The organism is Pacificibacter sp., from assembly GCF_039769035.1.
Taxonomy (GTDB): domain Bacteria; phylum Pseudomonadota; class Alphaproteobacteria; order Rhodobacterales; family Rhodobacteraceae; genus Celeribacter.
This window is the reverse complement of the sequence record NZ_JBDMZG010000106.1, coordinates 1-24,104: the sequence shown is the minus strand read 5'-3', so window position 1 is coordinate 24,104 and position 24,104 is coordinate 1. Positions and strand designations below refer to the sequence as shown.

General features: G+C 53.9%; 21 protein-coding genes, 1 other RNA gene and 2 pseudogenes. 11 read left to right on the top strand and 13 right to left on the bottom strand.

Features of this window, described 5'->3' with window-relative positions; all coding sequences use genetic code 11:
- Nucleotides 1-602, bottom strand: a 602-nt coding sequence (locus ABF287_RS09600) for a hypothetical protein (RefSeq protein ID WP_347184785.1), incomplete at its 3' end; no start/stop codon positions are given.
- A gap of 729 nt (nt 603-1,331) precedes the next feature.
- On the opposite strand from ABF287_RS09600, the gene ABF287_RS09595 reads away from it, so the two are divergent.
- The gene (locus ABF287_RS09595; RefSeq protein WP_247094643.1) at nt 1,332-1,754 is read left to right on the top strand and encodes a hypothetical protein; all 423 of its coding nucleotides are present in this window, start codon (nt 1,332-1,334) and stop codon (nt 1,752-1,754) included.
- Between the two features lie 238 nt (nt 1,755-1,992).
- On the opposite strand, the pseudogene ABF287_RS09590 reads toward ABF287_RS09595, so the two are convergent.
- Nucleotides 1,993-2,673: pseudogene (locus ABF287_RS09590) on the bottom strand (IS66 family transposase); the annotation flags it as partial.
- Between ABF287_RS09590 and ABF287_RS09585 the strand changes: the two are divergent.
- Both ABF287_RS09585 and ABF287_RS09580 read left to right on the top strand, forming a co-directional pair.
- Entirely contained in the window at nt 2,642-3,979 is a 1,338-nt protein-coding gene (locus ABF287_RS09585) for a nucleotidyltransferase (protein ID WP_347184784.1), read from the top strand. The pseudogene ABF287_RS09590 and the gene ABF287_RS09585 sit on opposite strands and share 32 nt — an antisense overlap.
- Nucleotides 3,980-4,636: 657 nt before the next feature.
- Nucleotides 4,637-5,497 (top strand): glycosyltransferase family 2 protein, encoded by an 861-nt coding sequence (locus tag ABF287_RS09580; RefSeq protein ID WP_347184783.1) that lies wholly within the window; start codon nt 4,637-4,639, stop codon nt 5,495-5,497.
- A 138-nt stretch (nt 5,498-5,635) separates the two neighbouring features.
- Here the strand turns inward: ABF287_RS09580 and ABF287_RS09575 are convergent, their stop codons facing one another.
- The 4 genes from ABF287_RS09575 to rpsU all read right to left on the bottom strand — a co-directional run bounded on the left by ABF287_RS09575 (nt 5,636) and on the right by rpsU (nt 9,474).
- The gene (locus ABF287_RS09575) at nt 5,636-6,592 is read right to left on the bottom strand and encodes an alpha/beta hydrolase (RefSeq protein WP_347184782.1); all 957 of its coding nucleotides are present in this window, start codon (nt 6,590-6,592) and stop codon (nt 5,636-5,638) included.
- 360 nt (nt 6,593-6,952) lie between these two features.
- Entirely contained in the window at nt 6,953-8,218 is a 1,266-nt protein-coding gene (locus tag ABF287_RS09570) for an NAD(P)/FAD-dependent oxidoreductase (protein WP_347184781.1), read from the bottom strand.
- Nucleotides 8,219-8,239: 21 nt separating this feature from the next.
- Nucleotides 8,240-9,064, bottom strand: a complete 825-nt coding sequence (locus tag ABF287_RS09565; protein ID WP_347184780.1) for a c-type cytochrome — start codon at nt 9,062-9,064, stop codon at nt 8,240-8,242.
- Nucleotides 9,065-9,267: 203 nt separating this feature from the next.
- Nucleotides 9,268-9,474 carry a 30S ribosomal protein S21 gene (gene rpsU, locus ABF287_RS09560; RefSeq protein ID WP_058263026.1) on the bottom strand — a complete coding sequence of 69 codons (207 nt, stop codon included), beginning with the start codon at nt 9,472-9,474 and terminating at the stop codon, nt 9,268-9,270.
- A 110-nt stretch (nt 9,475-9,584) separates the two neighbouring features.
- Here rpsU and ABF287_RS09555 point away from each other — a divergent pair, with 110 nt between their 5' ends.
- A complete protein-coding gene (locus tag ABF287_RS09555; RefSeq protein WP_347184779.1) occupies nt 9,585-10,307 on the top strand; it encodes a COQ9 family protein in 723 nt (240 codons plus the stop codon).
- Nucleotides 10,307-11,296, top strand: a complete 990-nt coding sequence (locus ABF287_RS09550) for an NAD(P)H-quinone oxidoreductase (RefSeq protein ID WP_347184778.1) — start codon at nt 10,307-10,309, stop codon at nt 11,294-11,296. Before ABF287_RS09555 ends, ABF287_RS09550 begins: the two co-directional genes overlap by 1 nt.
- Nucleotides 11,297-11,382: 86 nt before the next feature.
- Here ABF287_RS09550 and ABF287_RS09545 read toward each other — a convergent pair whose 3' ends face one another.
- The gene (locus ABF287_RS09545) at nt 11,383-12,024 is read right to left on the bottom strand and encodes a ribonuclease T2 (protein WP_347184777.1); all 642 of its coding nucleotides are present in this window, start codon (nt 12,022-12,024) and stop codon (nt 11,383-11,385) included.
- A 148-nt stretch (nt 12,025-12,172) separates the two neighbouring features.
- Between ABF287_RS09545 and ABF287_RS09540 the strand changes: the two genes are divergently transcribed.
- Nucleotides 12,173-12,901 (top strand): DUF1013 domain-containing protein, encoded by a 729-nt coding sequence (locus ABF287_RS09540; protein ID WP_347184776.1) that lies wholly within the window; start codon nt 12,173-12,175, stop codon nt 12,899-12,901.
- Nucleotides 12,902-13,432: 531 nt separating this feature from the next.
- Here ABF287_RS09540 and ABF287_RS09535 read toward each other — a convergent pair.
- The gene (locus tag ABF287_RS09535) at nt 13,433-14,380 is read right to left on the bottom strand and encodes a LysR family transcriptional regulator (protein ID WP_347184775.1); all 948 of its coding nucleotides are present in this window, start codon (nt 14,378-14,380) and stop codon (nt 13,433-13,435) included.
- A gap of 120 nt (nt 14,381-14,500) precedes the next feature.
- On the opposite strand from ABF287_RS09535, the gene ABF287_RS09530 reads away from it, so the two are divergent.
- The 5 genes and pseudogenes from ABF287_RS09530 (at nt 14,501) to ABF287_RS09510 (ending at nt 19,542) form a co-directional block, all read left to right on the top strand.
- Nucleotides 14,501-15,436 carry a tripartite tricarboxylate transporter substrate-binding protein gene (locus ABF287_RS09530; protein WP_347184774.1) on the top strand — a complete coding sequence of 312 codons (936 nt, stop codon included), beginning with the start codon at nt 14,501-14,503 and terminating at the stop codon, nt 15,434-15,436.
- A 4-nt stretch (nt 15,437-15,440) separates the two neighbouring features.
- On the top strand, nt 15,441-15,959 hold the full coding sequence (locus tag ABF287_RS09525) for a tripartite tricarboxylate transporter TctB family protein (protein WP_347184773.1): 519 nt from the start codon (nt 15,441-15,443) through the stop codon (nt 15,957-15,959).
- Between the two features lie 22 nt (nt 15,960-15,981).
- A pseudogene (locus ABF287_RS09520) lies at nt 15,982-17,472 on the top strand (tripartite tricarboxylate transporter permease).
- Nucleotides 17,444-18,691, top strand: coding sequence for a CoA transferase (locus ABF287_RS09515; RefSeq protein WP_347184772.1), 1,248 nt, complete (start codon nt 17,444-17,446; stop codon nt 18,689-18,691). The pseudogene ABF287_RS09520 and the gene ABF287_RS09515 overlap by 29 nt, the downstream one beginning before the upstream one ends.
- Entirely contained in the window at nt 18,691-19,542 is an 852-nt protein-coding gene (locus ABF287_RS09510; protein ID WP_347184771.1) for a CoA ester lyase, read from the top strand. Before ABF287_RS09515 ends, ABF287_RS09510 begins: the two co-directional genes overlap by 1 nt.
- A 423-nt stretch (nt 19,543-19,965) precedes the next feature.
- Here ABF287_RS09510 and recR read toward each other — a convergent pair whose 3' ends face one another.
- The 5 genes from recR to ffs form a co-directional block, all read right to left on the bottom strand.
- Nucleotides 19,966-20,562 carry a recombination mediator RecR gene (gene recR / locus ABF287_RS09505; RefSeq protein WP_347184770.1) on the bottom strand — a complete coding sequence of 199 codons (597 nt, stop codon included), beginning with the start codon at nt 20,560-20,562 and terminating at the stop codon, nt 19,966-19,968.
- Nucleotides 20,563-20,571: 9 nt separating this feature from the next.
- On the bottom strand, nt 20,572-20,916 hold the full coding sequence (locus ABF287_RS09500; protein ID WP_347184769.1) for a YbaB/EbfC family nucleoid-associated protein: 345 nt from the start codon (nt 20,914-20,916) through the stop codon (nt 20,572-20,574).
- A 76-nt stretch (nt 20,917-20,992) separates the two neighbouring features.
- Nucleotides 20,993-22,762, bottom strand: a complete 1,770-nt coding sequence (locus ABF287_RS09495; protein WP_347184768.1) for a DNA polymerase III subunit gamma/tau — start codon at nt 22,760-22,762, stop codon at nt 20,993-20,995.
- Nucleotides 22,763-22,825: 63 nt separating this feature from the next.
- Nucleotides 22,826-23,872, bottom strand: coding sequence for a ribosome small subunit-dependent GTPase A (rsgA, locus tag ABF287_RS09490; RefSeq protein ID WP_347184767.1), 1,047 nt, complete (start codon nt 23,870-23,872; stop codon nt 22,826-22,828).
- Nucleotides 23,873-23,989: 117 nt separating this feature from the next.
- Nucleotides 23,990-24,088, bottom strand: an RNA gene (gene ffs, locus ABF287_RS09485) — signal recognition particle sRNA small type.
- Nucleotides 24,089-24,104 lie beyond the last annotated feature (16 nt).

Genomic DNA, 24,104 nt, shown 5'->3' with positions numbered 1-24,104 from the left:
TCAATTCTCTTTTTTGCTTTGGTCCAGTCGCCCTTGAATAGATTTTTGCACTGCTTTTCAATTAGCTTTGGCGAGGGGCGCTTTTCGTCTTTCCGCTTTTGTTTGGCAACGAATGACTCTTTCATAGATACATTTGCGGCGATGTTATGTGGGTCACTGTAATCTGCGTCCAACAATCGAAATTCGCGATACAGTCTCAAATCAATGGAATAAAGTGTCGTGACTTTCTTTGATTTATTTCCACCTTCGTCAAAGAATACCCTACCTGTTTCTGGGATCTCTCGGATTAGTTGGAGTTCCTCCAGAGCTTCTCTTACCGAATTGATTATTTTACCACCAACCGCAGGGTACTTGCTCCAGTGATTGGCATAGTGAGGCCAGCCAATATGGATTGGTTTTGCACTTCTCCTGTTCTCCTCATAGATTTGCTTTGCAGTAAAGAGAAAAGAGGAAGCCACAACTAGGGCACGCTCTTGGAGTAATGGTTTTTCGTAAGAGAGACCGAGATGGCTAAGGAGTTGGTTCGCAAGGGTATCGCAATGATAAATGGGTTTGAGGAGTTCCATTTTATGATCTTGTTTTAGGGTCTCAAGGGTGTTCATGTTCGCCTCCAAACTACTTATCTTTTAAATTGATATAAATCATCTTTGCATTGCTTTTAATTGTATAGATCGGATGTATTAGTTCTCTTTTTCAAAAAAGAACGCCCTAAGCTAAGGAAAGCAATCATGTTTATGTGGAAGTACTTCTTTTTGTACGCTGGTACAGGGTTTCTAGCTGGTTTCTCTCACAATGGGCATCCACATGAAGCAAGACGTCGCCCAATTGACGGATTGTTTCCGTGGATTTCAGCGTTGGTCTTAGTCCTACTTCTATGGAATTTCGCTAGCTTTGGATTGAAGTGGGGATTGGTTTCAATTGCTGAAGTATTAATCGGTGCTTACGTTGGCAAGTTGTTAATGTTGAGAGTCCGATAACCGACGAGCAGGTGATTGTGGGGGTGATAACTAAGTTGCCAGCTTTCAACTCAAATGTCTGTGAGACTAATAGCTCGCCACAGGGCCGCTGACAGTGAGTTTCCGCCCCTTGCTTCGCCTAGTCTGCAAATCGACCTTACGAAGCCACAGCCTACCTCTGAGCGTCTGTGAGGGCCGCTTATCTTCTGGGTTGGTGGCGCAGGTAAGCAACAACTCAGGACCTTTTGCAGCTCCGTACAAAAAGAGCTTTGAGTTGATGCGGAGGTATGAAATACCACCTAAAGTCACGGGTAAAATCAAGTATTTGTTTGGTGCCTATCCTCTGAAGTCAACTAATAAGAAAGACAGTAGTAAATGAGAACTCCAGCAGTAATCATGCTTTCAGCAGCGATCACTTTGACAGGTTGCGTTGCTCAAGAAACGTTCGTTAAAAACAAAATGCGCTATTCAGATTATGAGTTGGACCGTGCTCAATGCGAGACCAAATCGAGCCAAGAAATTGCAGTTAACCGGAGCCCAGGAGCTGAGATTGCCGTGGCGCTGTTAACTGGTGCCTATTCTGTACAAGACGCGAATGCGACAGCACGAATGCGAAATTATGAAGCGTGCATGATCTCGAAGGGCTATCAGCGTGTTGAGTTGCCTCCATGTAAAAATGCAAACGAGGCAAGGGTAAACGGAGTTGGTCCGTTGAACGCTTCCAACCGGGTTACGATCTCTAGCAATTCATGTGCAACCAACGACAACGCAGGTCGCATTATTTTCTATCAGCAGTAAGCGACGACGTAACCATCACCCAGATTAAAAAAATGCCGTCCCCATTCTGTAAGCTAAGTTGGGGCGGCGTTAAAGTGATCTGTAACTGTTATCCTCACCAATAAAAGGAAAGACACATTCTCTGCCTTCTTGAGCGCATCGCGTAGATTGCAGGTGTCGTCTATGTTGCTAAAGTACAAGGATTTTAGGTTTGTTTAATAGTTTGAAAAAGGTATCTGAAGCGTAAGCGGTGCGCCGATCACACGGGTTTGGCGTAGTTCCAGGGCAGCAGCTCGTTGATGTCATTTTGTTTGTGCCCTCCAGCAATGGCTATCAGGACGTCGGATAAATAGCCGTGAGGTTCGATGCCGTTGAGTTTGCAGGTTTCGATCAGGGACGCGATGACGGCCCAGTTTTGTGCGCCCGTATCGTGACCCGCGAAGAGCGCGTTTTTGCGGTTCAGGGCAATGGGTCGGATGGTGCGTTCGACGGCGTTGGTATCCAGTTCGATGCGACCGTCATCGAGGAACCGGGTCAGCCCGTCCCAGTATTTGGCGATGTATTTCAGGGCCTCTCCGGTCGGCGATTTGGCCGAGACACGGGCACGGCTTAGGGCAAGCCAAGTCTCCAAAGCATTGATGATGGGTTTTGAGCGGTTTTGCCGTGCAGCGTATCGTTGGTCGGCGCTCAGGCCGCGCAGGTCTTTTTCGATGCGATAGAGCGCCTGGATTTGCGCCAAGCCTTCCTGCGCGATTGGGGCCGCGCCGGATTGGGCGACATCATGCAGTTTGCGGCGGGCATGGGCCCAGCAGTATGCCAATGTCACGTCCTGCGCAGGGCGTTTGAGCAGGCGGTTGTAGCCTGCGTATCCGTCCACCTGCAGAGTTCCTCTGAAGCCCTTCAAGATATTGTCCGCATGCTGGCCAGACCGACCGGACGCTTCTTGGGCTCACGAAACGATAATCAAGCCGCTGCCGAATAAAGAATTCGATGCTGACGTTCTTGCGATCGTCGATCCCGTAGAGGGCTGGACGGCCAGTGACTATATCAACAATCTCTACTCAGCCTTCCGAGATAGCGACATATACAGGGACAAGGCTCATCGGTATTCTCACTGTGTGACACTCGACTATGCTGCTGAGAAGCGGATTGATATTGCTCCCTGTATTAGAAATCGTTGGGGCTTTGAAAGGCTGGAGGTCTGCAATAGAGATACAAACGAATTCGAACAGAGCCAGCCGAAATATTTCACGGAGTGGCTCAAAGAGAAGAACACACTTTCGGGAAACAACAGCTTTCGAAAAGTTACGAGGCTTGTTAAGTACCTGCGAGATATCAAGACTACATTTACGTGTTCGTCAGTCTGCCTCACTACTTTGCTTGCCCATCAAATCCAAGCAAACGACAAAGGCAGTGCCGACTTCGCCGATACGCCCAGTGCACTCAAAACCATGTTTGAGCGCCTTGATACATGGTTGCAGATGAGGCCCGTAAAACCTCTGGTATCCAGTCCGTTTAGCAACGAAGATTTTTCCGTTTGCTGGACCGACGATCAATACTCGAATTTTCGTGACAAGGTGAGCAAATATCGCGTTTGGATCGACGACGCCTTTGAGGAAACCGACAGAAACAAGAGTATATCAAAATGGCGACGTGTGTTTGGCGATGACTTCGGTAAGAACGAAGGCGAACGGCAGGCAAAATCCGTCACGGCGAAAGCGGTTGATCATCTTCGCGAAAACGTAAGAACCGTACCCGCTACAGCACTAGGCTTCGTCGGCGACATTGTCGACTTAGTGAAACAATATGGCGCACGGGCGATACCCTCCACGCTCTCAAATCTTCCATATCTTTCACAACCAACTTGGCGGTCCGTCGGAAACCATCTGTTTTCGGTGCTTCTCACAGCAACACTTCACCGTTCGCGCGGAGGCGCAACTGTCTGTGCCGTGAGGAGCGGCGACGTTGTCCCGAAGAAATTGGAACTTAAATTCACCACGAGACTTACCACTGGAATGCCCCTCAACACTCAAGACTACAGGGTCGAGTGGCGGGTCACAAACACCGGGGAAGAAGCCCTTACAAAAGGCCAGCTTCGTGGATCGTTCGTTGGTTCCAATTCCGGTGGTGATCGTTGGGAAAGCCTCGAATATCGTGGGGTCCATTTCGTGGAGGCGTTTGTCATCCGAAAGCGTGACGGTATTCAGGTTAGTCGAAGTGATCCGTTCTATGTAGTAATTGAATAGCCGATATAGGGCACGACAAGTCCGAGAGTGCAATCATTGACGCTGGCTACGGCTGTCGACGAAATTGGCCAACGGCAGCAATGCGGGCTGCAACCGCAGCATTGGATTGGGTGCTTAAACGGCAACTCTGGGCCGAAAATGATTATCATCCGGTTGATCGAACGATCATCCATGTCAACGCCATGTCAACGAGCGTACGTCATTTTTTGAGTGTGAGGCACGGTGGACGTGGGCCAATGTCAGCGAGTTTCAGGGCTGAAAATTTGTGAATTCAAAGGCTTGCCGCCTATGTGTTTGAATTTATTAAGTTATTGGAATCGTTGGATAATGGGCTCATAACCTGAAGGTCGTAGGTTCAAATCCTACTCCCGCAACCAATTCTCTACTTACTCTGACGTACTACTGAAACTTGATAACGCAAGGCCCTCTGCATGAAAATCATGCACTCGGGGTCGTAGGGGCAAAGCCGACTCCTAAAACCAATAGCACTGTTCAACGGCGCTTAGTTCGATTGGCAGAGGTCAGCTACGTAAACTGGGTGTCTGCAGCTCGGTTCCAGTTGTTTTGGGGGAATGAACGCAGATTTTGTAATTTTCTGTGCATCTTGACTACAAACCAATACAGTACCGTTATTGTGATTCACTGGAGTGAAAAGTCGTGAAAAATGTCCGCGTTGCCGCTGTTACAATTGTTCGCAATAGTGATTTTTTTCTGCGTAAATGGAGATCTCACTATGGCAGTTTGTTTGGCAGCGATCATCTCTACGTGATCCACGATGGGGTACTAGATCAATCAGATCCAGCCTTTATGCCAAATGATATCCAGCATGAATTCAGGCGCAGTCGGAAGAATTTTGACATGGAAGCCGCTGAATTTCAGTCGAAACTCTGCAATAAATTGCTAAACGACTATGATATAGTCATTCGCACGGACGTTGATGAACTTTTGACTGTCGATCCGCTACACGGCGGTTGGTCCGATGTGTATGAGGAATGTTTTCAGTCTGGTTATGTCTATTCGCTGGGGCTTGATGTTGTGCATCGCGATGATATCGAGCCTTCGTTTGATCTGACGAACAGTATTTTTTCTCAACGCGAACACGGGATTCTTTCCCCAGGCTTTTCAAAACCTCACATTATTTCGCAACCAGTTCGATGGACGAGTGCGTGCCATACTGTTTTTGATAAGGACCTGATCGTTAGCAAGTCGAGCGTCATGTTGCATATTGGACTGTTTGACCGGGATCAGTATCTTGAATGCATTGAAGAACGCGGTGATTTAGATCACAGGTCCCGAAAGAGCTATAGTGATAGCCGATCAAAACGTTTTCGGGCTCTGCAAAAGGCCAGTTATACCGATTACGATATCGCTAGGGACCTGTTGTTGCAAAACCTTACCATTCGGGTTTCTGAAGACAGGGAGCTTGTGGCGCATGTTGTTTCTAAGTTGGATGGAAACCATAGTCTGCGAGGGGGGTATGCAGTTCGGGTTCCAGAACGTTTGAAGCTGTCGCTTTGAACGAGGTCCCATCAGGCTTACTTTAACGACCATCGGTGAAATCGAAGGCCTCAGTAAACCGATTTTCGCAAGTTAACCCTCTGTTTGTCTCCCGACCCGTTGCCGCGCAACACTGTGCGAAACATCGCGCATCGCGAGCTACTCTGCTCGGCCAGGCATATCCTTAAGTTTCGCGGCAGCTCGTTTCATTGCTCTGCGGGCTACAGCCATATCCTTGATCTGATCAATCATTTTTGCGGCTTGGTAGCTGCGGGCGGGGTGTGTGTTGATTGGAAGTTCGTCAAGGAAGCCACGGGCCCATTTACGGACGTTGCGGCGGGCGCGATAAGCCTTCCAGAACGCGGGCGTGATCCGGTTTTCCTCAACCACACCTTGCAGGAGTGGGAAGATTGCTTCGCTGAGGACGATCACGCGAATGGCCTCATGGGTGCAAAAAGCGCACTTCACGTGTTTGACATTGGAGTGTTTCATGCGCTTTGCATGGGCGGCGTCTTCTGGCACGCGCGGGTCATAGAGCAAAAATGCATTGCGCAGGTGCGGGATAGCAAGGGACGCGTCTAGGTATGGCTCATCCACCCAGTTTGATTTGCGTACTGCATAGGGGAAGCGTCGCTCAAATGGGGTGATGGTTTGGCTCATGGTGCTTTGCGCACTGAAGGCCAAAACGGTCGCATTTGGGATCAATTGCGCGTAATTCAGCGCCGCAAAGCCGCCCATTGATGCCCCCATAAGGACAACACGTTCGAATTGATCGAAGAAGCCTGATTTTTGCAACCGCGTCAGCAATTCGGCGGCGTCAGTCATGCGAAACCAATCTTTGGCAAAGCTTTGCACGCCAAGATTGGAATATCCCAATTTTGCGATGCGCCAATGCATCCAAGGCATGCGCGGCCAGCCTTCGCCGACGGTGGCAAGATTGTCAAAACTCACAACCAGATATTTGCCTTTGTCACCGCTTTGACCTTCGTACCAGAGGGCAGAACTTTCCCCTAGAACTCGAAAACGCTTATGGCCTGATGCGCTTTCCGGCGGAACCTCGTCTGGCAGGTCAAACTTGGGGTCATGTTGTTCGGAAGACGTGTCCGGGTCGGTCAATTGTTTGTTCCATCTCGAAAAGTCGCGCAGACTCCCAATACTTGGAGCCAATTGTGCACAATTAGGTCAAGGTATCATTTGAATGTGCCAATAGACAACATCTGTGACGCGAGATGTACGCAAGGACTTTGCAATGTTGGTGACAGGAAGATCGTGCACCTTTTTGTGTCAAGCTGGTGTAAATGATTGGTTGTCGGCTAAGGATTCCGCATTGTCGGGTCTTTGCCGCGCACTGGCGAGCAAAGCTGCGCGCGTCCCATTAAAATGCTCGGTTCCCACAAACGGACCAATAATATGGTTTTAGTTGCGCGTAGAGCGCGCCTGTGCGCGCTCCCGCTTTTTGGTGGACCTCACTAAGGGTTAACCGAACATGTCGGCTGTGATGCCGTCGTACCAGCCCACAGATTCTTCGTAGGTTGCTTTGCGCAGTTCGGCGCTTTCGCCCGTTGCCGAGATGAAGCCATCGACTTTAGCAATTTTCTCGTCTGTTGCCTCATAGGTCGCGCCAACTTTAACACCGTTGTCGGTATCAATGAGTGACCAGCACGTGTTTGAGAACCGTGCAGGGAAGACGCGCGAGCCAGTGAGGGCGCCGCGAATTGCATTTGCACATACTTTGGCTTGGCTGTTCGCGGAGAAACCAGATTTCGGCATATCACCTTGCTGGCTTGAATCGCCCAATACATAGATGTTTTCGTCCGCCTTGGTGCTCATATCTGCTGCGTTCACAGGGGCCCAGTTGCCGTCAGTCACGCCCGCGAGGTGCGCAATGCGACCCGCTTTCATCGCTGGAATGACGTTGCACGCGTCGACCTTGGTGACTTCACCGTCGATTGATACCGTCATCGCGCCAGGGTCCACTGAAACATTTCCACCGCCAAAGTCGCTGCCGATCCAATCGATCATGCCTTCGTAGTTGTTGGCCCAACCTTCTTGGAACAGACCCATTTTCGAGAACTTCTCTTTCGGGTCAGCAACGATGATCTTGGCTGTTGGATTTGTTTCTCTGAGCAAGTGCGCAACCATTGAGACGCGCTCGTATGGGCCAGGGGGGCAACGGTAGGGATTTGGCGGTGCAACCATTGCAAATGTTCCGCCTTGCGGCATGGCCATGATTTGCGCGCGCAAGAGCTCAGACTGCGATCCCGCTTTATAGGCGTGTGGCATCGCGTTTTGTGCACTGAGATCCCAGCCCTCAACAGCCCCTTCCACGAAATCAATGCCTGGGCTCAAAACCAGTTTGTCATATGGCACGGTGCCGCCGCCCGCTAAGGAAACAGTCTTGGCGTCACGGTCAACACCGACAGCCCAATCGTGAACAACGTTGATGCCGATGGACGCGAGCGTGCCATAGGTGTGTCCGATTGAATTGATGTCGCGGAACCCACCGATGTAGAGGTTTGAGAAGAAACAGGTGTAATATGCGCGTGTCGGCTCGATCAAAGTGACGTCGATCTCGCCTTTGCTGTCTTTTGCCAAATAGCGCGCCGCCGTTGCGCCACCAGCGCCGCCACCAACAACAACCACTTTCGGGCGGCCGTGTCCTGCTGCCATAACCATTGGCGCAGCCAGCGCAGAAGTTGTCGCGGCGACAGTGCCCATAAACGTTCGTCTGTTGAGTTTCATGTTTTCCTCCCAGATTGAAACTTAGTTTACGTCTTTGAAATATGCAGCCAACGCGGCGATCTCTTCATTCGAGAGGCGGGCGGCAGTCATCTGCATGACCGGATGCGCGCGGGTTTTGTTTTTGTACGCGTGCATTGCGATTACAAAGTCTTCTATCGGCCAGTGCGTGATCGTCGGGATTCCAGTATTGGACCCGTCCAGCTGATGGCACGTGGTACATTCTGTCGACAGATAAGCGCCAAACTCTGCATCGCCTTCTATCGCTAAAATTTCAGGGTCGATCTCACTCATATCAGGTGCTGAACTGGTAGCTTTTGCGGCCTCGCTATCTGAAAACGTTTTTAGATAGGCGATCATGTCATCGCGATCTGACTGTTTGCGCAGGCCTGCAAAACTCATTTTCGTTTTGGGAACGACCGACTTTGGTTTCTGTAAGAAAGCGTCCAATGTCGCCTCGTCCCAAACCAAGCCGTCTGCACCGGCATCGATCATGGATTTGGAGTATTTGAATCCGTCAAGGCTTCCTGCGGATCTTCCGAGGATCTCGTTGAGCTGCGGCCCAACACGGTTGCGCGCCTCTGGTCCAACTTGGTGGCAGGCTTTGCATTTCTTGAATACGGCTTCACCGTTTGCGGCGTCTCCGGCCTCCTGTGCGTGAGAAGGCATCGCGTTAACAATTACAGTCAACGCGACTCCCAAACATATATTCGTCTTATTTTTTGCCCTCAAAATCTCTCCAATCTGTGGCACTGAGCGGTTCATTTTCTTGTAATCCAGTAATACAAATTCATATGTCTGAATGAATTTCAAGAAAATTAGTCGCCGCACTGCCGCATCAATCGACATGAAAAAAGCCCCCAACACCGAAGTATTGGGGGCCTTAAATTTTACATGTCTTTCGAAAAAGACCATTCGCACGTCAGATCAAAAAGATCCTACAACGTTTCTCATTAAACTTGAGCTACAAGTTTGATGAGAAGCGCCCCGACACCATTGATGTTGCGGGCGCTTCTATATCAAGTTGCAACGCACCTTAATCTAGAAACGCTTTAGAGCATGCCTTCGCGTTGAGCTTTTTTACGAGCCAACTTGCGAGCACGGCGGACGGCTTCGGCTTTCTCGCGTGCTTTTTTGACGGAGGGTTTCTCGAAATGTTGCTTAAGCTTCATTTCACGGAAAACGCCTTCGCGCTGAAGTTTTTTCTTCAGGGCACGGAGAGCTTGATCGACGTTGTTGTCGCGAACGCTAACCTGCATGTGGTGTCACCACCTTCCTAGTTAGATTTGCATGAATTGCAGGAGCTCGCCCTATAGCAAAGGCGCGCTAGCTTGTCTACCATGTGAGCAAGCTCAATAGGAGAGATCCCATGCAAAGCACTGCTTACCCCGACCCGAACCGTGAAAAACTGGTAGAAGCCGCGATTCCGCACGTGGTTTTCGATGGATGGGGGCCTGAAACATTCCAAGCGGCGGTGGCCGATTCGGGTGTGCCCGAGCAAATGGCACGCGTTGCTGCACCACGTGGCTCTGTCGATTTGGCGGCTGCCTATCATAAAGGGGGCGACCGCGCGATGATCGCAGCGCTTGAGGCGGCAGATCTGAGCGAGATGCGCTTTCGGGACAAAATCGCTCATGCTGTGTGGTTACGTATCGAGGCGGTGGACCGCGAAGTCGTGCGTCGTGGCATGTCGCTGTTCTCACTGCCGCATTACGCGCCTGAAGGCGTGCGGCTGGTGTGGGAAACCACTGACACCATTTGGAACGCCTTGGGCGACACCTCAAATGACGTCAATTGGTACACAAAACGCGCGACCTTGTCGGCGGTGTTTACCTCGACCATCTTGTTTTGGCTGGGGGACGACAGCGAAGGATTCAAAGACACCAAAGAGTTTCTGGATCGCCGCATTGAAGACGTGATGAGTTTTGAAAAAGCCAAAGCAGGCGTGCGGGACAACAAAGCTTTGTCTGCGCTATTTGCGGTGCCAAACGCCATTTTGGGCTCGATCAAGGCCCCAACTGGTGCGCGCCGCGACGATGTGCCTGGAACACGCGCGCGCGCGCAGGCTAGCACGCCAGCTGGAGGCAAGTGATGTCCGTACCTACCACTATGCAGGCCGTTGAAATTACAGAAGCTGGCGCGCCAGAGGTGTTGAAACTCTGCACGCGCCCGATGCCTGCGCCCAAGGCTGATGAGATCATCATCAAAGTGGCTTATGCGGGGGTGAACCGCCCTGACGCGCTACAACGCGCTGGCAAATACAACCCGCCAGCGGATGCGTCTGATTTGCCGGGGCTAGAATGCGCAGGCGAGGTCGTCGCCATCGGTGCTGCGGTGTCCAATTGGCGTGTCGGTGATCAGGTGTGCGCGTTGCTGCCAGGGGGCGGCTACGCGGAATATGTCGCGACACCCGCCGTTCACGCGCTGCCTGTGCCAAAGGGCTTGAGCCTGCGCGAAGCTGCTTGTTTGCCAGAAACGTTTTTCACCGTTTGGAGCAACGTCTTCATGCGCGGTGGCTTGCAGGCGGGCGAACGGTTTTTGCTGCATGGTGGTTCATCTGGCATTGGCACGACGGCCATTCAATTGGCTGCTGCCTTTGGCGCACGCGTTTTTGCCACGGCGGGGACAGACGAAAAATGTGCCGCTTGCGTGGATTTAGGCGCTGAGCGCGCGATAAATTATCGCGACGAAGACTTTGTCGAGGTGTTGAAAGCCGAAGGTGGCGCCGATTTGATTCTCGATATGGTGGGCGGGGATTACATCGCGCGGAACGTCAAAACACTCGCGCCGGACGGGCGTTTGGTGAACATTGCGTTCTTAACCGGACCAAAAGCTGAGCTGAATTTTGCGCTGGTGATGGCAAAACGTTTGACGTTGACGGGGTCTACTTTGCGCCCACAATCCGTCGCGGCCAAAGCCAAGATTGCGCAGGAGCTTGTGACAAAAGTTTGGCCGCTGATTGATGCAGGCATCGTGGCCCCTGTGATGCATTCAGAGTTTGCACTTGAAGAAGCGTCGAAAGCGCATGCCTTGATGGAAACCAACGCTCATATCGGCAAGATCGTTTTGCGCGTCGCATAAATCACCGCGTAACTTGATGCGTGTCGCGGCGCGTTTGGGGTCTAAGCGCGGATCAACCTGAGTTGAGCTGCGCCAAGCCCCGTAGGCTAGTCGATGCCGTCCAAGCGGGCCTTGGTGAGGGTGCAATCCTTGATCACATCTTCGCCGCACGTCCGTGGCTCCAAATCCTTGGACAAGCAAATGCGAACCTCTTGAATGCGGCGATCTTTGCAGGTCACCGTAATTTCATCGCTGCCTAAGCCTCTGTTTGTGCTCATGAAAGCCTTTTCGACCACCTCAGCGGGCAACAGAACGTCTTTAGACAATGTCTTGAAAGCTGGTGGGCGGGTGATGCTGTCATAGGCCTCGCGCGAGACGTCCAAATACTCTTGCGCAGGCAGGCCAGAACAGCGGCCGTGTTTCTTCCACTGATGCCACGCGGCGCCATCTGTCCCCATGATGTCTTCCATCGCGGCGGTCTGACGGCGGCTTGGATCGCGGGTCGTTGTGTTGCAATAGGACGGGTACCCACGTTCAAATTGTGGCCACAGACCATGCAAAACCCAACCAAGCGGTTTGTCGCACTGCGGGGACTCGCGGTCGTCACCTTCAAGGGCACACCACGTCGGGGACCAAGACAAGGCCAGCACATAATAGTCGAAATCGCCGGCGCGCCTTCCTTCTGAAAAGGCCAATCCAGCTGTCATCATACCGGCCAAAGCCAGCCCAGTCACAATCGCTTTACGCATTTTCTCTTTCCTCCCGCGTGGAACCACAGTATATAAGCCTCAAGTTCCCCCCACAATGTGAACCGTCCCAATTGGGAAAGCCTCTTTCAGGCGACGGAGAAGTTGTATCTGGGGCCTATCGTATTCAAGATATTCAAGGAGAGTATCCATGGCAAAACCTATTATGGCAAAAGCCACAGCCGTTTGGCTCGTAGACAACACAACGCTGAGCTTTGTTCAGATCGCCGCATTCTGTGGCCTGCACGAGCTTGAAGTCCAAGGCATCGCCGATGGCGACGTTGCGACTGGCGTGAAAGGCTTTGACCCGATTGCCAACAACCAGCTGACACAAGAAGAAATCTCCAAGGCCGAAGCTGATCCGATGGCGCGCTTGGCGTTGAAATTCAACCCAGCCGCAACGGGCGAAGAAAAGCGTCGCGGTCCACGCTACACGCCTTTGTCCAAACGCCAAGATCGCCCGAATTCAATCTTGTGGTTGGTGAAATTCCACCCTGAATTGGCCGACGCGCAAATCACCAAACTCGTCGGCACAACCAAGCCAACAATCCAAGCGATCCGCGAGCGCACGCACTGGAACATCAACAACATGCAGCCAATCGATCCGGTTGCTTTGGGGCTGTGTAAGCAATCCGAACTTGATGCTGCCGTGCAAAAAGCCGCTGCCAAACGTGCTGCTGAAGGCAACGCGATGTCAGACGACGAGCGCCGCAAATTGCTGTCCACAGAGCAATCACTGGAAATGGACGCAGAACCACGCATCCCAACAGCGATCTCTGGCTTGGAAGCCTTCACGTTGGGTGACAACGCAGAAGAAGAAAAAGACGAGCCACTGCCAGACGCAGACAGCTTCTTTAACCTTCCTGACGACAAAGACTAAACGCTTTGATCAATTTAACGAAAGGCCCGCCAAATTGGTGGGCCTTTTGCGTTTGTATGACCCCGCGCTTTAATATCTTTGCAACACAAATCACCAATGCAGGTTTTGATCGTGATGGAACCAGACATTTATAGGCTTAGCACCGAATGACTGCTTCGAGCCCAACCTGTGAATGGGAATTTCTTGCCGCGCGCGCTTGCAATAGAATAATTTCTGCGGCCGCTCAAATATCGGTGTTGCAGTGCGGCGTGAAAACCGGACATCTATCAATGGCAGCATCGGGAGTTCTGGGCAATCGATGGCTACGGATTTTCCACTAATGGTAAATCTGGAAAATCCGGGCAGGTCAGATTGGTAAGAATGGATTGGAAGTCGAGCTTCGTGCAAAGTGCAAGTATGGGCAGTACAGAGCCCATTCACAGCATCTGATATGAAAGGCGTTCTCTGCCCAGTGCGCCAATGTCGGTAATGTGCTTAGCGTTGAGAAGAAAACCTAAATTTCTAGGAATACAGAGATTCAATTATCCAGTCCTAATTTGACGCTGTAGCGTCCCAAGCGCCGTCTTTCAGCTGATTGAGAGCAATTTCGTGTACCATTTCATGGATGGCATTGCGAGCTGGGTCCGGTGCCAATCGCTTCGAACTACACAAACAGGCAGTTCGCTCGATTGGCGGGTCAACAACTTGAGCCGTTGAAAGGTGTCCGGTGTTCACATCACGTTGAATTGCCGCTGGTGCCAGGATTGAATAGCAAAAACCTTGAGCTGCCATTTCTATCAACACTACAGGTGAGTTGGCTTCGGTATCGACATTCAGGGTGATGCCGGTTTCGTTAGACCATCTTTCAATTAGCAAGCGCAATCCATGCGGCGGCCTTGTTCCAACAAATGTCAGCTCGGAAAGCCGCGAAGCCTGCACGGTATCCCCTGACAGGGTCGGGTCTCCGACAGCCCCGACAAGATGCAGGCTTTCAACTGCCAATTCGCAGGAGGTGAAGTCGTCAGAATCGGCAACGTTGAACAATATGGCCATATCCATGCGCCCTTCGCGCAACATATGCGCCAGGTCACCGCTCATTAGTTCCGATACGATCAGCTTTACATTTGGAAACCGCCGTTTCGCCTCGACGATGATAGGCGTTGCCAGAACCGGGCAAACGGAGCCCGGCAGCCCGAGTGAAACTTCGCCGAAAAGAGCATTCGGCCCGCCTTTGAATTGGCGTTCCGCACTATCGGCAAGTTCAAGAATTTGGCGCGCTTTCGTCGCAAACCTACGGCCTGCTTCTGTAGGCGTTGCGCCCTGCGGTCCGCGTATCAATAAAGTCACGTCAAGCTGATGTTCCAAGCGGCGCACATGCTGGCTGAGCGCGGGTTGGGCGATGTTGAGAGAACGGGACGCGCGGGAAAACCCGCCAAGGTCCAGAACTCGCAGGAAACTTCGAATATGTTTGTTTTCGATCAAGCGCAAAGCTTCGGTCAAGCTTTAGCAAAATACAATATCAAATATTTCAACATTGTATTTCTGTATAATGCGGCCCCTCTCTATGATCAGATCATCTAACGTCGGACCGGTTCCGCCCGAATTTCTGGGAGGAAACAGATGAATATCCTAAAGACCATGGTCGCCGCGATGGCTGCCGTCGTAATGGCTGCCCCGGCTTATGCCGAGTACCCCGAAAAACCTATCACGCTAGTTGTTGGCTTTCGCGCAGGCGGTGGCAGCGATACCGCCGCACGCATTCTTGCCACCGAAATGGAAGCCGCTCTGGGACAAAAAGTGATCGTCGAAAACAAAGGCGGTGCTGGCGGTGCAGTTGCGGCCGAATATGTCCGCCATCAATCGACCGATGGCTATTCCATCGGGTTTGCGGTGGCGACAACTTTCGCGTTCACCCCGCTAACCGGAAATGTCGCTTATACCCCAGAAGACGTGGATTTCGTAGCCACCACCCACGGGTACCGCGCAGTTTATGCCGCCCCCAAGGATGCACCATATGATGATTGGGCGGGTATGATCGCTACAGCGAAGGATCGCGGTTGGCTCAACTACGCGTCCATCATCCCATTGGACCGCGCCATCATTCAGTATATCGGTCGAAAGGAAGAAATCGCGGTGAATATAGTGCCGACGCGTGGTGGTGCGGGAGCTCGCCAGGCCGTCTTGGGAGGGCATGTCGATATCGGCTTTTCTGGCTCCAACGCGCTGCCGATGCATGAAGACGGCGCACTGAAAGTCGTCGCAGCACTGAACCCTGATGGGATCGTTGAACATCCGGATATCCCGAAGCTTGCTGACCTTTACGGCGTCGCAGCGAATGAAGCGGCTGTCTTCTTTGGCCCCAAGAGCATGGATGCAGATGCGCGTGCTAAACTGGAAGCTGCTTTGGCTGAGGCCGTAAAATCTGAAGCCTTCGTGGATTTCGTGAACAACAAGTTCCGTGGCTTCGAAACCTTCCTTGACGGTGACGCCACCGCAGCCTCAATTGCTGCGGATGCCGAAGCCTACAAGGACCTGATGGCGGCCATCGCGGAATAGTCCGGTGGCCAACCCCCAACACTCCCCCCGCTCCACTGGCCTGAAAGGGCCGGTGGGAATCAACCAGGACCTGATCCTTGGCCTTGCCATCGCGGTCTTTGGCCTGACCCTGATCTTCTGGGTCATCCCAACACAGGTGAACGACAAGGGCAGTTTCGGGCTTCCACCCAGCCTTGCCCCCCGGGCACTGGCTTGGCTAATGGTGGCGATGGGCACAATACTGGCGGCGCAGAACTTGAAATTGCATAGCACCAGTCCTCGGCGCGGGCTGCATCGAAAGGACATTGTTTACCTGATCGCTTCGGTTCTCGCAGTCGCAACCATGCTGGTTTTGATGAAGTGGATTGGTGCATTGGTTGACCGTCCCTATGCCGGGTTCCTTGTCTCTGCGCCCATCGGGTTGACCTTGTTCACCTTGCTGCACACCGGCGTTCCGCTCTGGGCTTACCTGTTCAATGCCGTTGCTGCCCCAGCGGTAATTTATGTCGGGTTCTGGTGGGGGCTGAGCTTGCCTTTGCCCTAAGATATCCTCTGAGGAGTTTCCAATGGACACCATTCTCAATGCCCTATCCGATGCGCTGTCGTTGACCACATTCCTGTCTGTCGCCATCGGCGTCTTCATCGGGATCGTGATCGGCGCAATCCCCGGGCTAAACGCTCCAATGGCGATTGCTGTGGCAATTCCGCTGACCTTCACCATGGCCCCATTGGCCGCCATCGGTATGCTAGTCGGTGTGATGAAAGGCGGCGAATTCGGTGGTGCCATCGGAGCGATCCTGCTTAACACCCCAGGTGAACCACATTCCGCTGCCACCACGCTTGATGGCTACCCGCTTGCGAAATCGGGTAAACCACGTAAAGCGTTGCAAACAGCGCTCTACTCTTCCGTTGTTGGTGACAGCTGTTCTGACCTCGTTCTGATACTGTTGGCCCCATCTCTGGCAATCTTTGCACTCAAGGCCGGGCCTGTGGAACTTGCGGCGATCTTGATCATCTCGTTGACCTTGATCGCCTCGCTTTCGGGTAATTCGCTGCCAAAAGGCATCTTCGCCGCCGCTCTAGGGGCATTCCTGGCCACTGTTGGTGTCGATCTCGAAACCGCCTAGCCACGCTTGACCTTTGGCCACATCGAACTGTTTGATGGGTTGCCGCTGGCCGCAGTTGCGATCGGCGTGCTGGCGGTGCCCGAAATCATCATGCGCTTGCAGGAAGGAAGGGAATACCGCCATCAAAAGATCGAAGAAGTGTCAACCGAAGTACAAATTGATCGCATCACACTATCTGAATTTTTGGACCTAAAGAAACCCATCTTCCGCGGCGCGGGAATCGGCACAGCCATTGGTGCGCTGCCGGGCCTTGGAACCACACTGGCCGCCTTTCTCAGCTATGCCGCCACCAAACGTTTTTCTAAGGAACCGGAAAAACTTGGCTCCGGTGCTCTGGAAGGTATCGCAGCAACCGAAAGCGCCAATTCGGCCGTGTCCGGGGCCAACCTGATCCCGCTTCTGACCCTTGGTATTCCCGGCAACCTAACCGCCGCTCTGCTGGTTGGGGCCTTCATGATACATGGCGTCACGCCGGGGCCGCTGATCTTTGAACGCGACGCACAATTGATTTATGGTTTGTTCGCGGCAATGATCATGGCCAATATCCTTGTCCTGATCATCGGTAGCCTCGGCCTCAGAGCCTTCGCCCTGATCGTCAAGGTGCCGCCTTACGTGGTCTACCCCATCGTATTGTTGCTTTGCATCGTCGGCATCTATGTCAGCCAAGGCGGGTTCTTTGCAGTCTGGTTGATGCTGGGCTTTTCTGTCCTTGGCTACATAATGGCACGGCTGGAAATCTCGGTCGTCTGCTTTATCATCGGCCTTGTTCTCGGACCCATGATCGAATTGTCGATCCGCCAGTCAGTTATTCTTCTCTCTCGCAACCCGACGGCCATTTTTGACCACGTCTTTGCCCTCACCCTCGTTGTCGGTACACCTTTTGTCGCTTGGATCCTGATCCGTGACCGAGCGCGGCTGTCGGACGGTTAACCGGAAGGAATTACCAATGAAAACGCCTTATACCCCTGATGCAAAAGGCCCACTCCACGGGCTGCGCATAGTTGACATGACCAGGTTCGCCGCGGGCAACATGATGACGCATATGCTTACTGATTTCGGAGCTGAAGTGATCAAGATTGAACGCCCCGGCAAAGGCGATGATTTGCGCCGGTTCGGCGAGGCTGAAACCTGGTGGAAAGTCTATGCGCGGTCGAAGAAAAGCATGTCGCTTAATATCCGAAGTGAAGAAGGGCGCAAAATTCTTCTAAAACTCTTGGAAACCGCCGACGTTCTGACCGAGAATTTTGTGCCAGGTACGCTGGAAAAATGGGGGCTCGGGCCAGAAGACCTTTGGAGGCGCAACGAGAACTTGATCATCGCACGGGTTTCCGGTTGGGGGCAAACGGGGCCTTATGCCCACAAACCCGGGTTCGGCAGCCTGATCGAAGGCATGTCCGGCTTTGCCGCTATGACTGGTTGGCCCGACAAGCCGCCACTTCTGCTGCCCCTGGCGCTAGCAGATATGATCGCAGGGTTGACGGGTTTTGGTGGGGTTCTTGCTGCCGTCATTGCCCGGATGAATGGAGACGCCAAGGGACAGGTAATTGATCTGTCCTTGTTTGAGCCCCTGTTCGGTATCCTTGGCCCTTGGGCGGCGGCGTACGAGGCCACCGGGAAAACGCCACACCGGCAGGGCAACAGCAGCGACGTGGCCGCGCCGCGCGGCCTTTATCCGACAAAAGACGGCAAGCACATCGCGATGTCGGCTTCGATGCAATCTATGTGGGAGAAGCTGGCGCAGGCGATCGGAAGACCCGAATTGATCGAAGATGTGAAATACAAGACTTCGTTGGCCCGCATCGAAAATTCTGCGGAGCTGGACCAGATCATTGCTGATGAGATGCAATCCCGGACGCTAGACGAAAACCTTGACTACTACGAGTCTCAGGGCGTGACCGTAGGCCCAATCTGCGACATCTCTGACCTAATTGACCATCCCTATATCCGTGGTCGCGGCGTGTTGCAAGATTTCGAGGATAAAGATCTGGACCGGTTGCCCATGCATCAGGTTTTCCCCCGCCTCAGCGACACTCCGGGCACCATCCGCACCCCAGCTCCCGAGATTGGGCAGGACAATGCGGCACTCTTGTCTGAACTTGGCTATGATGCCGACGCACAAGACAAATTGAACGAAAGAGGTGTTCTTTGATGTGGCGCTCTTTCCTATTCATCCCCGTTCTGGAAGAGCGGTTCATTGCCAAGGCGGCAGATCGCGGCGCTGACGCCGTCATCCTTGACCTTGAGGCCAGTATCGCTGCTGACCGAAAGCCGGAGGCGCGCGCAACCTTGCCAGATGTCGTGGCGCGTTTGTCGCCACAGATCGAAGTGACGGTGCGGATCAACCCGCTGTGGTTAGAGGCCATCCGCGACCTTGAGGCCTGCGTCATCGACGGCGTCACGACATTGCATCTTGCGCGTTCCGAAAGCGCCGAAGATGTGGCGGCGATCGACGGCATTCTGTCCGAACTGGAGATGGAACGCGGCCTGCCGACAGGCAGGATCAGATTCATTGCTATGCTCGAATCTCCGGGTGCGGTTCTGCGTGCCGAAAGCATTGCGCTAGCGTCGCCCCGGATGGCAGGGCTGACCCTAGGTGTAGAGGATTACGCGACTGCCATGGGCAGTTCTGCGAGCGATACTTTGCTGCGGCCTGCCGGGGCGCAGGTGATTCAGGCCGCTCGAGCCGCTGGGGTGGAACCGCTGGTCGTCCCCAGTTCGATGGCGGATTTCCGGGATTTCGACGCTCTAGAGTCGGCAGCAAAGTACGCTCGGCAACTGGGGTCATCCGGAGGATATGCGGTGCATCCGGGACAGGTGAACGTGCTCAACCGTGCATTCACCCCGACCGAAACAGAAATTGTCTGGGCTACCCGTGTACTTGCCGCCGCTGTTGAGGCGGCAAAGGCCGGAATGGGAGTGTTCCAAGTCGACGGGCAGATGATCGATCTACCGCTAGTGACCAGAGCGGAACGGATCATTCAGCAGAAATCTCGGACTTAAGACGCATTTTCACAATGGCGATGCAGCCTCAGCCTGTTCCGTCAGCCTGCCACATGATCGCTAGGCATCCGCGAGTTTTTCAGTTGGGTTGACCCAATGATCGGCTGCCGCTGGTGGAGCCATTCTGCCGAAGGTCAAAAATGCGATTTTCCACTATCGGCCATAGTGGAAAGTTCTTGGTTTCCGGCTCTTCCGGTTTGGGGACCTTTGATAGGAATGAACGGCTGCTTCGGTGACGTTGGCCGCGATGCGGCGAAACAAATGTCGCGCGATCAAAGCGATGCTGCGTTAGCGAAGGTGAAAAATCCAAGGTTCGGTGTGTCCCGCATAGCAGTCGTTGCAGCATCATATAGAGAGTGTGGGTTCAAGCGTGTCTAATTGGTTGGCCTGCTCTGCCTGACATAACAAGCCGAGGTCTCCGCCCTAAAACCCTTTGCGGGCCCGCAATGCAGCCGTAATTGTGCCGTCGTCTAGGTAATCCAACTCGCCCCCGATCGGCACACCTTGGGCCAGCGAGGTGACGGTACACGTCCCTGCCAACTCATCGGCGATGTAATGCGCGGTGGTTTGTCCGTCGATGGTGGCGTTGAGGGCGAGGATGATTTCTGTGACGCTTTCTTCGCGCACGCGGGACATCAGCAAGGGGATGCGCAGTTCTTCGGGGCCGATGGCATCCAGCGCTGAAAGCGTACCGCCAAGCACGTGATAGCGCCCGCGAAACACCGCCGCGCGCTCCATCGCCCACAGGTCCGCCACATTTTCGACGACGCAAATCTCGCCAGTGGCGCGTTTTTCAGAGGCGCAGATGTCGCAGATCGTGCCCGTGCCGATATTGCCGCATTTCACGCATTCACGGGCATTTTCAGACACGGCTTTCATCGCGTCCGCCAGTGGGCCCATTAGGCGCCCACGCTTTTTGATCAGGTGCAAAACAGCACGACGCGCAGAGCGCGGCCCAAGACCTGGCAGCTTGGCCATCAGATCAATCAGCGCATCAATGTCTTTGCGGCCCGCGTCCATATCCGTGGCTTAAAACGGCATTTTGAAATCAGCCGGAAGGCCAAGGCCTTCGGTGATTTTCGCCATTTCAGATTGCGCCTTGGCAGCGGCTTTGGCTTGCGCATCTTTGATCGCGGCCATGATCAAATCTTCGACCACTTCCTTTTCATCAGGGTGAAAAATGGAGGGATCAATATCAAGCGCTGTCAGGTTGCCTTTGGCATTGGCTGTGGCTTTCACAAGCCCCGCGCCGCTTTCGCCCACAACAGTGACGTTTTCAAGCTGCTCTTGCATGTCAGCCATATCTTGCTGCATCTGCTGCGCTTTTTTCATCATGCCGGCCATGTCGCCGAGCCCACCAAGTCCTTTGAGCATGCTGCTCTCCTTATCTATTTTCCCTTGCGAGATACGATCTCAACAGCAAGGTTTCAACCACTCGACCCACGACGGATCAGTCTTCTTCGAAGGGGTCCCATTCGTCTTCCACCTCGGGCAAAGCCTCAACAGCCGCCTCAAGCGCGATAGCCTCTGGCGTGCGGATTTTCGAGATCTTTGCGTCAGGGAACAGTTCAAACACCTTGGCCACGATGGGGTGCGCGACGGCTTCGGCCTCAAGCGCAATCTTGGCGGCGTTGGTCACTTCGTAAATCGTCTTGGTGCCCTCGGGTGCTTTGGCAATCGTCACGCCCCAGCGTACGCCTGTAAAGGAATGCAAGCGGCTGGCCAGACGAGCGGCCAAGTCTTGCGGCGCATCATCTGCAGGTTCGAATTCGATGCGGCCAGGGGCGTATTTCGCCAAGCGCACGTAGTTTTCGATCTCGATCAGCAGCTTGGCGTCGCGGTGGTATCGCACCAATTCGACGACATCTTCAAAGCGACCAAAACGCGCAAGGTTTTCTTCTGGCGCTTGCGCCAAAGCGGGTGCCGTAGCCCCGCCGGACATGGTCGGCCCATGGGTGATTTGCCCGCCCGACATAGGCTGGCCAGACGCGGTCACAGACCCGCCGCCTGCGTGCGATCCTCCGCCACCGCCGCCAGAGGGCGGACGGGGTGGTGGGTTATTGTCATTCAGTTTGCGCACCAAATCGTCTGGCATCGGCAGATCGGCCACATGCGTCAGACGGATCACGGCCATTTCAGCGGCCATCATCGCGTTGGGGGCGGCTGCGATTTCTTCCAGCGCTTTGAGCAGCATTTGCCACATGCGTGACAGCACCCGCATTGGGATTTTTTCGGCCATAGCCAGTCCGCGCGTGCGCTCGTCAGGGCCAATGGTGGGGTCGTCCGCGGCATTGGGCGTGATCTTGATCACTGACACCCAATGGGTGATATCGGCCAGATCGCGCATCACCGCCAAAGGATCAGCGCCATCGGCATATTGCCCACCGATTTCTTCCAAAGCACTTGCCGCATCGCCCATCATGATCATGTCGAACAGGTCCAACACGCGACCCCGATCCGCCAGACCCAACATGGCGCGCACTTGCTCAACCGTGGTTTCGCCTGCGCCGTGGGAAATGGCTTGGTCCAACAAAGACTGCGCATCGCGGGCAGAGCCTTCAGAGGCGCGGGTGATCAGCGCCAGTGCTTCGTCGGTGATCTCGCCTTTTTCCGCGTCCGCAATGCGGCGCAACATGGCGATCATCACTTCGGGTTCAATGCGACGCAAATCAAAGCGCTGACAGCGCGACAGCACCGTCACAGGAACTTTGCGAATTTCGGTGGTGGCAAAGATGAATTTCACATGCGCGGGCGGCTCTTCGAGCGTTTTGAGCAGCGCGTTGAACGCACTGGTCGAGAGCATGTGCACCTCATCGATGATGTAGATTTTGTAGCGCGCGGACGCTGCACGGTAATGCACGGAATCGATGATTTCGCGGATGTCGCCCACGCCAGTACGGGACGCCGCATCCATTTCCATCACATCCACATGGCGCCCTTCGGTGATCGCCACACAGTGTTCACACTTGCCGCAAGGGTCGGTGGTGGGCTTGCCGTTGCCATCTTCGCCGATGCAGTTCATGCCCTTGGCGATGATCCGCGCGGTGGTGGTTTTGCCGGTGCCACGAATGCCCGTCATGATAAACGCCTGCGCGATGCGGTCTGCCTCAAACGCGTTCTTCAGCGTCCGCACCATAGCGTCTTGGCCAACAAGATCGGCAAAAGTTTCGGGGCGGTATTTACGCGCAAGAACCTTATAGCCTGTGTCCGTCTCGGTCATGTGATGATCCCTTGCTCACTTGAGATCAAAGTAGAGGGGCAGGGGCTTGCCCGCAACCCGCGTTTACTCAATCTCGCCGCGTCGGACGCGTTTCGCTTTGAACGCTGAACGTTTGAGCTTGCTAAACTTGCGCCCACGCTCTTTGGCGGTGGCGATGCTTTCGGTGTTTTGCGTGTCTTCTTCGCGCAGCTTTTGCCAGCGATCGACGCGATCTTGGGTCAATTCGCCTGTCTCGATGGCATTGCGAATGGCGCAGCCGGGCTCGGTGATATGTTTGCAGTCGGAAAACTTACATTCCGCCACTAGATCGGTGATGTCCTCAAACAGCGTGGCGATGCCAGCAGCGGCATCATGCAGCGCCAATTCGCGCATGCCCGGCGTGTCGATCATCCAGCCGCCCGCGTGCATCAAATGCATAGAGCGCGCGGTGGTGGTGTGGCGGCCTTTGGCGTCATCTTCGCGGATGTCTGCGGTCAACAGGTCTTCGCCCGTCAATGTGCGCCCGATGGTGGATTTGCCCACACCTGACGAGCCGACCAGCGCCACGGTTTGCCCCGCGCCGCACCAGTCGTTCATCTTGGCCACATCATCTGCATCTTTGGCATTGAGCGTCACAGCCTGCACGCGGTTCGAAATCGCCAAAGCGCGCTCAATATAGTCTTGCGGATCGCCCAGCGGCATATCGGCTTTGGTCATCACGATGACAGGCGTGGTTTCGGCCTCGATGGCCAAGGCGACATAGCGTTCCAGTCGCGCCTCGTTAAAATCGGCATTGCAAGAGGTCACGATAAACAGCGTGTCGATATTGGCTGCGATCAATTGCGCTTGCGACGTGTGCCCTGCGGCTTTGCGCGAGATCACCGACTTGCGGTCCAAAACACGGATCAGGCGTTCGCCATCGCTGAGCACAAAATCCCCCACAGCCATATCCGTGGCTACGTTGTCGCCGGACAGGGCCAGATCAATGCGTGCGCCCTGCGGATCGAGCCCGATCACGCGGTTGCGGCGGACTTCGGTCAAACGCACAGGTGCAAGCTCGGCGGCCTCAATGGCGCTGACTTGATCAGCGAAATGATCGGACCAGCCGAGGGCGGTGAAAAACGGGGTCATTTGAATGTGCCTTTGAACATGCGGCTATAATGCCCAAGCGTGTCGGAACGGCAAGCGGTAACGGGTTTTCGCGCGCACAGTCTTGGCAAACGTGGCAGATCTACAGTGTGGGGATTTAGGTGAGAGGCTGGACATCGACCCAAACGGGACTCGTTGAGGCTGCTTCCTTCCGGACCTGACCTGGTTGGCGAGGCGCTCGCCCGCGCCAACCTCTCAAGGCATCACATAAGTG

Coding starts and splice junctions, on each gene's coding strand:
- ABF287_RS09595 (WP_247094643.1), top strand. CDS start 1,332: ATGAGAACTCCAGCAGTAATCATGCTTTCAGCAGCGATCACTTTGACA.
- ABF287_RS09570 (WP_347184781.1), bottom strand. CDS start 8,218: ATGAAACTCAACAGACGAACGTTTATGGGCACTGTCGCCGCGACAACT.
- ABF287_RS09565 (WP_347184780.1), bottom strand. CDS start 9,064: ATGTCGATTGATGCGGCAGTGCGGCGACTAATTTTCTTGAAATTCATT.
- rpsU (WP_058263026.1), bottom strand. CDS start 9,474: ATGCAGGTTAGCGTTCGCGACAACAACGTCGATCAAGCTCTCCGTGCC.
- ABF287_RS09555 (WP_347184779.1), top strand. CDS start 9,585: ATGCAAAGCACTGCTTACCCCGACCCGAACCGTGAAAAACTGGTAGAA.
- ABF287_RS09550 (WP_347184778.1), top strand. CDS start 10,307: ATGTCCGTACCTACCACTATGCAGGCCGTTGAAATTACAGAAGCTGGC.
- ABF287_RS09545 (WP_347184777.1), bottom strand. CDS start 12,024: ATGCGTAAAGCGATTGTGACTGGGCTGGCTTTGGCCGGTATGATGACA.
- ABF287_RS09540 (WP_347184776.1), top strand. CDS start 12,173: ATGGCAAAACCTATTATGGCAAAAGCCACAGCCGTTTGGCTCGTAGAC.
- ABF287_RS09530 (WP_347184774.1), top strand. CDS start 14,501: ATGAATATCCTAAAGACCATGGTCGCCGCGATGGCTGCCGTCGTAATG.
- ABF287_RS09510 (WP_347184771.1), top strand. CDS start 18,691: ATGTGGCGCTCTTTCCTATTCATCCCCGTTCTGGAAGAGCGGTTCATT.
- recR (WP_347184770.1), bottom strand. CDS start 20,562: ATGGACGCGGGCCGCAAAGACATTGATGCGCTGATTGATCTGATGGCC.
- ABF287_RS09500 (WP_347184769.1), bottom strand. CDS start 20,916: ATGCTCAAAGGACTTGGTGGGCTCGGCGACATGGCCGGCATGATGAAA.
- ABF287_RS09495 (WP_347184768.1), bottom strand. CDS start 22,762: ATGACCGAGACGGACACAGGCTATAAGGTTCTTGCGCGTAAATACCGC.
- rsgA (WP_347184767.1), bottom strand. CDS start 23,872: ATGACCCCGTTTTTCACCGCCCTCGGCTGGTCCGATCATTTCGCTGAT.